The organism is Shinella sp. OV683, assembly GCF_057787725.1.
Window position 1 is genome coordinate 4,264,132 of record NZ_CM173543.1, and the last position, 12,635, is coordinate 4,276,766.

The window sequence follows — 12,635 nt, forward strand, 5'->3', positions numbered from 1 at the left end:
CTATCCAGCGCGATTATGAAACCAAAGCGTGATTGCTTGGACTGCTGTAGATGGTGGCTTTCTTTTCGCGATACGACTTGCCTGTCCTCGTTCCGTGAGCAACCTGCACACGGTGGTTTGCAGTTTGAACATTGGAGAAGCAGCGGTTGAACCGCGCAGTCGCCTGCTATCGCGTCTCAACTCAGCAGCAAGGCCGCTTTCGCCTCGGCAGATTCGCAACCACAAGCTGAATGAAATCGGATCGTGTCCCCGCGCGTGGTGTAGCTGGGTTTCATAGCCATCGGTGAATTCCGGTAGGGTCGGGTTGCTTAGAGCCAACCTGAAGGACACCACCGATGACCGACGAGATGATGAACCTGCGTTTGCTTGTTGAGAAGAGCGCCGACAGCGATTTGTTGCGCGAGATGATAGGCTTCACGGCCCAACGCCTGATGGAGTTGGAGGTCGGCCATACGACGGGTGCTGCGCATGGAGAGAAGACGCCACTCAGGCTCGCCCAGCGCAATGGCTATCGCGACCGTGATTGGGAAACACGGGCTGGAACGGTGGAGCTTCGCATTCCCAAGCTGCGGACGGGCAGCTATTTCCCGAGCTTCCTGGAGCCGCGCCGAATGGCCGAGAAAGCTCTGACGGCGGTTATCCAGGAAGCCTATATCCAGGGTATCTCGACGCGCTCGGTCGATGACTTGGTCAAAGCCATGGGCATGGGTGGCATCTCCAAAAGCCAGGTGTCACGGCTTTGCGAGGAAATCGATGTCAGGGTCAAGGCTTTCCTCGATCGACCCATCGAAGGCGAATGGCCCTACATCTGGATCGACGCCACCTATCTCAAGGTCCGGCGCGGCGGTCGCATCGTTTCTGTCGCCGTGATTATCGCCGTCGGCGTCAACACCGATGGACGCCGTGAAGTGCTTGGGCTGGAGATCGGCACATCCGAGGCCGAGCCGATCTGGACAGAGTTCCTGCGCAAGCTGACCCGCCGGGGTTTGAGGGGTGTGAAGCTGGTCGTCTCGGATGCCCATGAAAGCATCAAGACCGCCGTCGGCAAGGTGCTCAACGCGACCTGGCAGCGTTGCCGGGTGCACTTCATGCGCAATGCCCTGGCCCATGCCGGAAAGAGCGGGCGGCGCGTCGTATCCGCCTTCATCGCCACGGCGTTCGCTCAGGAGACGCCGGAGGCCGCCAGCACGCAATGGCGCAGCGTCGCCGACCAGATCAGGCCGAAAGTGCCAAAGCTTGCCGCGCTCATGGACGATGCCGAGAACGATGTGCTGGCCTACATGACCTTTCCAAAGCAGCATTGGGCCAAGCTGCATTCGACCAATCCCATCGAGCGCCTCAATGGCGAAATCAAGCGACGAACCGAGGTCGTCGGTATTTTCCCCAACGACGACGCCATCGTCCGTCTCGTCGGTGCGCTATTGCTGGAGCAGAACGACGAATGGGCCGTCCAGCGATCAAGATACATGACACTGGAAACCATCGCCCAAATGAGCGATGATCCACTCATCAACTTGCCTGCCGTGGCACGTTGATATTCCCTCCGGCCCAGACCGGAAGACACCGTGGTTGTCAAAAGCTACACCACGCTACGGGACACGATCTGAAATCGCATTTGCACTAACACCCGACCCTCGTCACGTGTCTGATCTTGGTCGAACCGCGACTTACCGACTCCTCACCGCAATGTCGGCTTTCGGTGAGGGGGAAAGCCTACCGCTATAGCCGACATGGGGGCGCAGAGCTGCCTTCGCGAGAGTAGAGGCCGTGCCTAGAGACCGATCAGGCGCCAGCCTTGCGATAGAGCGCCGCGAGTTGCGTACGTGATGACGGTAGCTCTGGCACCACGACCAACATCGTAATCTGACCGCGTTTGAAGGCTCTGAGGAATGGCTGATAGTTCTGGAAGGCGACACAGCCGTGCGAGCCCTTCTGACCGCGCAACAAATTGGTATGCGTCAGGAGACCGGTCCGGTTCTTCGGGTCGCGCCCGTCGATTGACGTCATCCGAATTGCCTCCACGCCGTAAAAACGCTTCTCGCGCATCGACAGGCGATAGATACCGGCAGGCGTCGGGCCTCTCATTGTAACGTGCTCGTATTCCGGATTGTCGCGCATTCTGCCTATGCCTGAATGGGCGCGCAGCTTGGTTCCGTCGGGCAGGTAGACGGTCGCGCTGGAAACGTCATAGATCGCGACCTTCGTGCCCCTTCCCGGCAAGGCGGTGGAGTTGGTCTTGCTCTTGAACAGATCGCCGAACAACGAGCGCTCGGGCTTTGCATAGGCGACGTCTTCCTTGTTGTCCTTTTTGTCGAGGTTTCTGCCCGCGACAGGTTTTTCGTCGGCTGGCTTTTGCTCAATAACGACCTTCTCAATCAAGGGTCTGGCTTCAGGCAGCGGAATCTGGCTGGGGAGCGCCACGTCTTCTTCTGTTTCGGGCTTCGCCAGCACAAGCCCGAAGGGCTGGAGGTCGCGGGCAGGAACATCTTCCACGAGTGCAGTTGCCAAAGATGGCTTGCCGCTGATCCTCTCTTCCCGTTCCACCGAACTTTTAGCACGCGCAAACGCGGCTACCATCTTTGCTTTCTCAGCCTTCTTGCTTCTTTCCGCAAAGGCGAGTTGGGCGGCAAGGCTGCGCTGGTGCGCCATCCGGATTGCCGCGACAGTAAGCTGCCTCCGCCGGATCTCGGTTTCGGAGAGTTTCGAAAGGCGCGAAGATTTGGTGGCTCTCGGTGCGTGCTCGCGGCGGCGGTCGTCAGCTACCACTACCTTGAGACGGAGAGGAGTGGCGAGGCTCATGTTTTCGGACAATGTGCGAGCCGCCTCGTGCATTACACTGAGCGTCGAAGCGATGCCCCAAGCGGATCCGGCGATAACGCTGCAGGAAAGCAAGGCGCTCACAGCGATACTGAGGGAACGACCCCGGCGGGATTTCGACGCGGAATGCGCGGACTTATTCTGAGACGCCATGACTAAAGTTACCCGATACTCGTTACTCGACGCGGCCGTGAAAACACTGTCCGCAGGTCGTTACGCTGCCGACGGAGTGCGGAGCGATGACTCCTGCAACTCAGCCGAACGGGCAAAGCATGAAGAAATATGGTCAACAAATCCTAAACGGTGCCTCGATCTCTGGAAGGAATGTGGCGGGTGGTGGTCCCCAGCGCCCGGCAGCGCGTTCCCTGTCACGAAAATGCGGCGCTGGCGTGGCTGCCATAGTCCCAAGAACTGGGGATGATGGAAAGGCGGCAGTGGCCTTGGTACGCGGCAACTGAAGTTGCGCTCGCAATGTCGTCGCTTCAAACCCGTGGGGCACGATGATCCGTGTCCCTTGGCAAGTAAATTCCAATTCAGCAGCCGTCGCCTAATGCCAGCCGCCGTCATCTGATGCCGTTTAAGCCTAGCTTGATCGACGTCTGCTTTCGGGAAGACGCCAGCGCGGGCCCCACGGCCGACATGAGGGCGCATAGCCGCTCGATCAAGCTGCTAAAACCGGAAACATTTTTCCCAGTAGCTGCGGCCCCGCTGGATGCGGGGCTGCACTCGCTCAAATCTCTGTATGCTCCGCTAGTTCCAGCGCATCCTCGAGGGGGCATCCACTCCATCAGTCAATCGGCTTGGCAGCAGTCGCCGTGTCGATGGCGGCCGGACTTGCCGGGAGGTCGCTGCGATGACCGCGCGGGCAATTTATCTTCCGCTCGCACAATTGGTGTCGGCGCTTCGCGCCCGCATGACGGGACCCGGCGGCTACTACAACAGCGGCAACGCGCTCGGCCTCATCGTAGGTCTTACAATCCAGATTGCCACCGCGCCGGTCGGCGTCCATGAGGGAAGCGCCGTCACCACGGCTGTGATGGATTATTTCGCTGGTAGCCATGGCGCTGTTGCTCTGACCTTGACTACTCTGGTCTTCCTCTGTGGCGGCGAGGCCTACCACCGGGCTTGGGCAAAGCCGACCGCTCCCGATCCCGCCCTCAACCGCCTGGGCGACTTCCTGTCAGGCGTAGGCGCAATCGGGCTCGGCATCGCCCTGTTGCTGCTCGGCGATACGCTGCTTGCGGCGACGTCCGGCCTGCTGCATGCGCTGGGTAAATTCGGCAGCACGTTCCACAGGCCGGGCAGGCCGGTTCCAGTATGGCCGGCCGCCTGGCCCGATCCGTTCCGCACTGCGGTGCTGGCCAGCCGGTTGCCGGCAATACTGGTGACCACCTTCGCGCTCGGCTCGGCTTTGCCGCAGGTCTGGTCGGGCGGATCCTTCGTGACGCTCGCCATGCCCCTGACCCTGCTCGGCTGTTACCTTTTGTGGACCAAAGCCGATCTGCTGCTGTTCGGCGTGGGAGCCAAGGCCCCTCGCTAGATTTCCACCTGTTGAAAATAGCCGCTTTGCCTCCCGTCTCCCTGTTTACGTCAACGAGGCAAGCAGCGCTACCAGTTGGCCCTGGCGATGCGTGTCAGTCTTCTGGAAGATGGCCTTGATCCTGCTTCGGGCGGTCTCCCGGGTGATGCCGAGAGCATCACCAGCGTATTCGAGAGAGTTGCCGCTCGCGAGAAGTTCTGCAAGCCGCGCTTCCGCGGGGGTAAGGCCGAAGGCGCGGCCGAAAACCTGCCACTCGGTCCTGCCCGGCCATGACACCTCGCTGATAACCAGTAGAGCTCGAGTGCAAACGAACGGCGTCTTCGCCGCGCCGTCGACGGGCAGGACCCTGATCACGAGCGGGGTAGCGTTCTCCCGCCGGACGATGATCGGGGCCGCGCGTAAGGTCTTGCCCTCGCGTAGCCGCTCCAGGCGGTTGATCACCCTTTCGTATTCGGCTGCTGCATGCCGGTCACGAAGCACCAGCCGGCCGCCGGCGACATGGATGGAGGTGCCCAACAGCCGCTGTGCCGTGGCATTGGCGTGAATGAACCGCCCTGTCTGGTCGATCGCGACCACCGATTTGCCGATCTGGTCGAACGACTTGGCGACTGTGGATAGCGTCACGCGCCCTGCCAGATGCGCGAGGCTGCCGACTTCGTTAAGTCTCACGGAAAACTGCTGGAGAACGGCCCTCTCTGCCTCTTCGAATGCCCCTTGGCTGACGGACCGGTGCAATGTCAGCGACCAGAAGTCGGGGCCGGTGCGAAGGCCGATGCCCGCCCAGCCCTTCGCGTCGAAGCGGGGCAGGAAATCATCGAAGAACGGCACGTAGCGGTCGCCGCGGTCGATCAGGTCGCTATCGAGCGCCACCTCGCCCCGCATGTTGATCGCCCGCGCGCGTCGATGGCTTTCGCTATCCTGTTCTGCCCAGCTCTCGCTAACATAGGTCTGGAGGCAATCCCTGAGACTGGCGGTCGCAATCGCCCCTTCGGAGCCGGACTGCGGGATCAGGCCTGCGCCCATGGCACCAAACGATATCGCCAGGTCTTCCAGAATCCCGGCCCAGCCCGCCGGATCGGCGATCACCTCAGATAGGTTCATGGATGCACGCTGCAGCCGATCGACGTCAATCGCCACCGCCTTACCCCCCGCGTTGCTTGGCAGATTAATGATCCGCACTGCAACCTACGCTGCAAAATCCGGCCTGTCCATGGTCTGGCTCGGTTGCATCGACAGCAGTCATTTGCCCGCACAACCCCCAAAAGGGGGTCTCATGCAATCGGTTCCTCGACAAGGATCCGGTCGTAAAGGCGGCGATGCCAGGTCACCCGCGGCACTCGTCCCGCGGGAAAACGGCAAGAGGGGTTCATGGGCATTTGGTCATTCACGAAACTGGCGGTGGCGATCGTTGTCGTGTCGGCGGTGGGATTTGAGGCGCGCGCCTCCGGAACTGAACAGGCACAAGGGCTCGAAGTCGATGTCGCCGTGGTCTTCGCTGTCGATTTCTCGTCTTCGATCGACCCCGCCACCGCGGACCTGCAGCGGAATGGTCATGCCGCCGCCTTGACGTCGCCCGAGATCATCAAGGCTCTTTCAAGCGGCCCCCGCGGCTGCATCGCAATCAGCTATTTCGAGTGGGCAAGTCCGCAGAGTATAAGGCCCATCCTGCCCTGGACGAGGATTTGCGGACCCAAAGATGCGGAAGCAGCCGCTGGCATCATCAGAAGCAGGGGTGACAGGGGTTTCAGTCGCAGGATCAGGGGCGGAACATCCATTTCCTCGGCCATCGGCGTGGGAAGCTTGCTTCTCGACAGGTTTCCGGGCCACGCCGACCGAATGGTCATCGACATATCCGGCAATGGCGAGAACAATGACGGCATGCCCGTTCAGCAAGCCAGGGCGAGGGCGATTGACAAGGGCTACACGATCAACGCGATCGCGGTTCCGTCCAAGGAGTTCCAGAACCACGACCGCTCGCTGGGCTCCTATTTCGCGGAGGAAGTCATCGGCGGCGACCAGGCCTTCGTAATTGTACCGAAGCAATCGAGCGACTACACCACGGCCCTGCGTCGCAAGCTCGTGACCGAAATATCCTGGAAACTAGCCCCGAACTCATATCCGCAGGGCAAACAGCCGCGCATGATCGCCGCCGGCGCGCGATTGGTGAGGGGCGTGGGAGCGTCGCATCCTGAATCGCCATGCCATGCGCGGAGTGTTGTACGTTCCGATATGCTCACAAGGACAGTTCGCGCCAAAAACATTTCCAGAATCCTGCAGGCAGAACCTGAGTATCCCGACAGCAACCCATCCGGGTTTCATGAATTTCCAGCCACCTTACGTCTTGCGGAATTGTCGCTACTATCCCGTTCAAGTTGCATTTAGACGCAGCACATTTGATATATTGCTCGGGCTTTGGTTCATTTGACCCTTTGATGGTCACACCACTGTCCTGACTACTCCAATGCCTTTCAGAAGGAATTGATCATGGCTTCATTGGTAGTCACTACATCTGCCGATACTGTTGATGCGAATGACGGCGTACTTTCGTTGCGCGAAGCCATCGCGCTCGCCAATGCCAATAGCGACGCCGACATCATCAAATTCGATGCCAGCCTTTCAGGCCAGGCGGTGACACTGACCGCTGGCGAACTCGCCATCACGGAAGATCTGACAATCGACGGCGACATGGACGGCGACAACCGCGCCGATATCACCCTGTCAGGCAACCATAGCAGCCGCATCCTCAACATCACCGGCGGATCAACCGACGTTTCGCTCAAGAGCCTGACTATCACCGCAGGCTTTACCTCTGGCCAAGGCGGTGCGGTATACGCTTTCGATGCGGGCACGCTGACCATCATCGACACCTCGATCGAGAACAGCCATGCGGATTCCCATGGCGGCGGATTGCGGGTCTGTGCGACCGATTTGACCATGGTCAATTCGCTCGTCGATCATAACTCGACGAATCTGGAAGGCGCCGGCGCTTTCATCACCAGCTCCACCGCCACGATCATCAACAGTACATTCTTCTACAACGATGCCAATGGAGTGGGCGGCGGCATCAGCGCATGGACATCGACCGTGTCGCTAATCAACAGCACGATCACCAACAATCTCGCCGACGCCGACGGATCGGACGGGGGCTCCGGCGGAGGCATTTACAGCTCCGGCTCCACCTTCAATATCACCAATAGTGTCGTTGCCGGAAACCTATCCAGTCTCGATTTTGACGCCAACGATGTCCTGGGCGTGATAGGCAGCGCGACCAACAGCGTTTTCGGTTCGCAGGTCACCATAACCAACAACGTCATGAGCCAGGTCGGCGTGACCGACTTGGGGCTGGACACGGATCTGGCGGACAATGGTGGAACCGTACGCACTATCGCCATCATCGACCCAAACAGCATCCTGATCGATGGCGGCGACAACGATGCACTGCCGGCCGACAGCCTGGATATCGACGGCGATGATAACACCTCGGAGGACCTGCCACTTGACGGTCGCGGCGACCCTCGCATCAGCGGTGGCACGGTGGATATCGGCGCCGTCGAGTTCAAACAAGGTGACAATATTGGTCTATTCGCAGCGCTTAGCGCGCTTCATCTGGCGGGAACCGATAATGTCCAGATTGCCGACAACTCCCTCTTTCATGGTGACAATGAAACGATTGTCTTCGCCCTCCAAAAGCCGACAAACCAAGGCGGACATCTGACGCTCGAAACCTTGGCCCAGATCTCGCAGGCAAACGGTCTGCTGGCTGCAGCACAGGCGGCGGGACATGCTCTGGATATCGTCTTCATCTCTCTCGACGGATTTGCAGGGAAACTGCATGGCCTCGCCAATGGCATCCGCGTGCTGCATGTCAACGACACTGGGACGGGAGCGGGAGAGCAAGGCAGATTGGACCTTGTCGCCTCCTACCAGGCAGAGACAGGTTTGTCCTCGGCGACAATCAGCGTCAAGGCTCTGCACAGAGCGCCCGGTGTCGATGATGTCGCTGTCGTAAATTCCACGGAGCAAGGAACTACGCCGGTCGGTACAGCCAGCTTGCTGCAGCAGCACATCATCGCCGCAGATCTGGAAACCGCGTTGGCTTCCACCGGCACCGCTGTGGACCTCGTTGATCGCAACTTCCCCACATCCGCCGATGTCACTCCGGTGGGTGCCTATAATGAGATCGGCGAGATCATTCCGGATCTTACCTTCACCGATTCCGATGGCGAAGATTTCTCGTTGCATGGTCAAGCGCGGGGCCTGATGGTCTTGTCGATCTGCGCAATGTGGTGCGGGCCGTGCTTTAACTACGCCAAGACCTTGGCGGATCTAGAGGCCAGGATGGGCTCAGATTTCCAGTTTGCCGAGGTGATTGTCGAGAACCAGACCAACCAGCTTGCCTATACGCATAATGCCGACGCCTGGCGCACCAAGTTTGGCCTCGATGAGCCCGTCCTGACCACCAATGGCGATGTCGAAACATTGATCAACTTTACCCGTGGGATCGATGTGCGAGCCTTCCCGACCTACATAGTGGTCGATGCGAAGACCGGCGAGATCGTCAACCGCCTCGTGGGTTTCGCAGGCAATGAGTCATTTTCGCAGACACTCGGCGATATCTCCGACTCCTACTATTCAGGCTTCAAGGCCAAGAATTTCGGCGGCACCGCGAAGAATGATGTCTTCGCGGGTGGATTGGGTTTCGACACGATTTCCGGCAAGACAGGTAGCGACAAGCTGGCCGGCGCCAGCGGCAACGACCTGATCCAGGGCGGCGACGGAAACGACAGGCTCGCCGGGGATTCAGGCGATGACACCCTGAAGGGCAATGATGGCGACGATCGCATCGACGGCGGCGAGGGAGACGATTTAATCCTCGGCGGCAAGGGCAAGGACGTGCTGAAGGGCGGCGCGGGCGAAGACACCCTGTCCTACTCGGATTCCAACGCCGGCGTTACGGTCATGCTGGTCGGCGCCATTACCAAGGGCGGATTTGCCAAGGGCGACGCGATCGCGGGATTCGAGAATATCATCGGCTCCAGCCACATCGACAAGCTTACCGGCAACGCCGTCGATAATGTGATCGAGGGCGGCGCCGGCGCCGATGTCATGAACGGTGGACAAGGCAACAATACCGTATCCTACCTGCATTCCAGCAAGGCAGTCAGGGTCAACATCGAGACCAACGTGGTCAGCTTGGGCGATGCGGATGGCGACAAGATCAGCAATTTCAATAATGTCGCCGGCTCGGGCTTCAATGACAATCTGACGGGCAACGCCGCTGACAATATACTCGATGGCGGCGCGGGCACGGACAAAATTTCTGGCGGCGACGGAAACGACAGGCTGATCGGTGGAAAAGGCATCGATATCCTGACCGGCGGCGCTGGATTTGACACGTTTGTACTCGGCAAGAATTTCGCCGATAGGGACATCATAATCGACTTCTCCGGAGACCAACTGGCAATATCGAGCCTGGTGTTCGGCGCCGGCCTGGGAGACTTGGACCCAGCCGCGCTTGCTGCCGGGGACATGGATACCACTCGCTTTGTCGCAAACCTCACCGGCCTGGCCGACCACGCGTCCGACCGCTTCATTTACCGCACTGACACGGGCGAACTGTTCTTCGACAGCAACGGCAATGCATCCGGCGGCAACCGCCTGATCGCCACCCTGGACGGAGCGCCGACCCTGACCGCAGATAGCTTCATGCTCTTCTAAGCCCAGAATTCAATGCGACAGCGAAGGCTCCACTTGCGGACTCAAACGCCTAGCTATCTCCGTTTCGAAATTTATAGAGGTCGCGAAGATCGCGCTGCCGAAGCATGAGATCCAGTATGCCGTCTCGAGACTGCTGAATGTGACGGCGGGTTTCGCGGCAAGCGGTTTCCGTGTCGCCGGCCGCGATCGCCTCGACGATGATGTGATGTTCATCGCGAGCCTCCTTCCAATCATTTAGCTGCGTCAATTCCATCCACACGTAGACCTGGCATTTTTCCAGGAGCCCGTTCAGCATTTCCGCAAGCATGGCATTACCGCTGAACCGCGCAATAGCCCGATGGATTTCAAGGCCGGTCTGCATTTCGTCCAGGCGCCCGCGGTGGGACGGATCAGTCTGCGCAAGGCTTTCGCAATCCGCAACCAAGCGGCGGAGGACGTCCACTTCCTCAGGCGTGATGCGCGGGATCGCCAGGCGGGTGGCGTAGTCGTCAAGCTCCGCCCGGATGTCGAACACGTTCCGGAGCATCGTCTCGTCGAATGGCACCACGGCAAAGCCCGTACGGGGACGCTCGATCACCAAACCATCTCTTTGCAGCCGGTTGAGCGCCTCTCGCACCGGTGTCCGGCTGACCTGAAGCTGTTCGACAAGCTCAAGTTCCGTAAGCCGTTGGCCGGGCGTCAACTGACCCGTCACGATCATTGCCTTTATCGCTTCATAGGTCGACTGCCGCAAATGGCCGCGGGCAACTTCGTTCATCGGAACTCCGAAATTTCTGTGGGCTGCAACGCGGTCATACCGGTTGACACGTCCAACCGCAAGTGCATTATGTATACAAAAAAGTATCCGTAAGATGTCGACAAAAGCGTCGATTTGATCGGGATAATGCTAAGGGGAATTGAATGCACGCGGACATGATCGTCACCAACGCCCGGATTCTGACCATGGATCCGGATAGGCCCGCGGCCTCCGCAATGGCGGTGGCAGACGGGCGGATCCTGGCTATCGGTGATGCAGCCGAAATTCAGGCGCTTGCCGGCGCCTCCACGCGGAGGATCGACGCTGCCGGTCGAAGTCTGCTACCCGGCTTCATCGAAGCGCACATGCACGTTTTCGGCGGTGGCGCCACCCTCAATGACCTGTCGCTGTCGGGCATGAAGGGAGAGGCCTCGGTCCGCGAAAAGGTGCGCGCGCACGCCGCCGCCCGCCCTGAGGTCAAGGTTCTTTTCTGCCAGAGCACCGACTATGACATGCTCGACGGCAAGCCGATCGACCGGCATTTCCTGGACAGTATCGTTGACGACCGGCCGCTGGCCTTCGTGGCGTTCGACCATCATACGATGTGGGTCAACACCATATTGCTCAAGGAAGTCGGGCTTCTGCACGGAAAAGTCCTAGGCCCCGGCAACGAGGTGGTCATGGGTCCGGACGGTCTCGCCACCGGCGAACTGCGCGAAGTCGAGGCCTTCGGACCGGTCGATGTCTATGCCGGCACCTTCCGTTCGTCGCTGGGGCTCTCCACGGGAGGCGAGCCGCCCGAACTGCCAACGCCAGAGGAACGGGCGCTAGACCGGGCGTCCATAAGTGCCGGCCTGGCCTGGTGTGCCAGGCACGGGATCACGTCGATCCATAATATGGACGGCAATCTTTACACACTGGAACTGCTCAAGGAGATCCAGAAACAGGGCGACCTGATCTGCCGGGTCAAAGTTCCCTTCCATTTCAAGAACTTTATGACAGTCGACATGCTGGAAAAGGCGACCCGCATGCATGAAGACTATCGCGGAGACTGGCTGAGTTCCGGCTTCGTCAAGGCTTTCTATGACGGCGTCATCGAAGGCTACACGGCCTTTCTCGCCGACGGCTATGCCGACCGACCCGATTTTACCGGCGAACCGCTCTTTTCGCAGGAACAGTTCACCGAGATGGCAATCGAGGCGGACCGGCGCGGATTGCAGATCGCCGTTCACTCGATCGGCGATGGCGCGGTCCACGCGGTCCTGAATGGTTATGAAGCCGCCCTCAAGGCCAACGGCCGGCGGGACGCGCGCCATCGGGTCGAGCATGTCGAAGTGATACTGCCCGGCGACATCCCGCGTTTTGCCGAACTTGGCGCCATCGCGTCCATGCAGCCGCCCCATCCTCCCGGGGTGATGGATTTCTCACTTGAGCCGGGCAAGACCCGCATCGGGCCGGAGCGCTTGCCACTTGCCTATGCCTGGCGGACCTTGAAGCAGGCGGGAGCCCATGTGGTCTTCGCTTCGGATTGGCCGGTCGCGCGGATAGATGTTTTGGCGGGCATCCACGCCGCCGTGAACCGCAAGCCCTGGGCGCCGGGCCTGCCCGACCAGAGCTTCTCCCTGGGTGAGGCGATCGAGGCCTATACCGTCGAGGGCGCTTATGCCGAACACGCAGAGGACCGTAAGGGCCAACTCAAGCCCGGCTACTTCGCCGATTTTGTCCTCCTATCCGGCGATATCGAGGCCGTTTCACCCGTGGAGATCAACAGCCTCTCACCCGTGCTGACCGTCTGCGGCGGTCGCGTGACCTTCGAGGCCTGAC

The 12,635-nt window shown here is 59.9% G+C and carries 8 protein-coding genes; 5 read left to right on the forward strand and 3 right to left on the reverse strand.

The features are described 5' to 3' along the window. Positions 1 to 335 precede the first annotated feature (335 nt). Positions 336 to 1,535 carry an IS256 family transposase gene (locus ACXHRN_RS20645; protein ID WP_488638174.1) on the forward strand — a complete coding sequence of 400 codons (1,200 nt, stop codon included), beginning with the start codon at positions 336 to 338 and terminating at the stop codon, positions 1,533 to 1,535. Positions 1,536 to 1,782: 247 nt separating this feature from the next. Here the strand turns inward: ACXHRN_RS20645 and ACXHRN_RS20650 are convergent, their stop codons facing one another. After that, positions 1,783 to 2,811 carry a DUF2778 domain-containing protein gene (locus ACXHRN_RS20650; protein ID WP_488638175.1) on the reverse strand — a complete coding sequence of 343 codons (1,029 nt, stop codon included), beginning with the start codon at positions 2,809 to 2,811 and terminating at the stop codon, positions 1,783 to 1,785. Between the two features lie 859 nt (positions 2,812 to 3,670). On the opposite strand from ACXHRN_RS20650, the gene ACXHRN_RS20655 reads away from it, so the two are divergent. After that, positions 3,671 to 4,357, forward strand: coding sequence for a hypothetical protein (locus ACXHRN_RS20655; protein ID WP_488638176.1), 687 nt, complete (start codon positions 3,671 to 3,673; stop codon positions 4,355 to 4,357). Positions 4,358 to 4,402: 45 nt separating this feature from the next. Here the strand turns inward: ACXHRN_RS20655 and ACXHRN_RS20660 are convergent, their stop codons facing one another. Continuing rightward, entirely contained in the window at positions 4,403 to 5,494 is a 1,092-nt protein-coding gene (locus ACXHRN_RS20660; protein ID WP_488638177.1) for a hypothetical protein, read from the reverse strand. 231 nt (positions 5,495 to 5,725) lie between these two features. On the opposite strand from ACXHRN_RS20660, the gene ACXHRN_RS20665 reads away from it, so the two are divergent. Both ACXHRN_RS20665 and ACXHRN_RS20670 read left to right on the forward strand, forming a co-directional pair. Continuing rightward, positions 5,726 to 6,739, forward strand: coding sequence for a DUF1194 domain-containing protein (locus ACXHRN_RS20665; protein WP_488638178.1), 1,014 nt, complete (start codon positions 5,726 to 5,728; stop codon positions 6,737 to 6,739). 102 nt (positions 6,740 to 6,841) lie between these two features. Beyond that, complete coding sequence (locus ACXHRN_RS20670) at positions 6,842 to 10,075, forward strand: choice-of-anchor Q domain-containing protein (protein WP_488638179.1); 3,234 nt, start codon at positions 6,842 to 6,844, stop codon at positions 10,073 to 10,075. A gap of 49 nt (positions 10,076 to 10,124) precedes the next feature. Here ACXHRN_RS20670 and ACXHRN_RS20675 read toward each other — a convergent pair whose 3' ends face one another. Beyond that, positions 10,125 to 10,832, reverse strand: a complete 708-nt coding sequence (locus ACXHRN_RS20675) for a GntR family transcriptional regulator (protein ID WP_488638180.1) — start codon at positions 10,830 to 10,832, stop codon at positions 10,125 to 10,127. Between the two features lie 143 nt (positions 10,833 to 10,975). Between ACXHRN_RS20675 and ACXHRN_RS20680 the strand changes: the two genes are divergently transcribed. Then, positions 10,976 to 12,634, forward strand: coding sequence for an amidohydrolase (locus tag ACXHRN_RS20680; RefSeq protein WP_488638181.1), 1,659 nt, complete (start codon positions 10,976 to 10,978; stop codon positions 12,632 to 12,634). The last annotated feature ends 1 nt before the right edge of the window (position 12,635 follow it).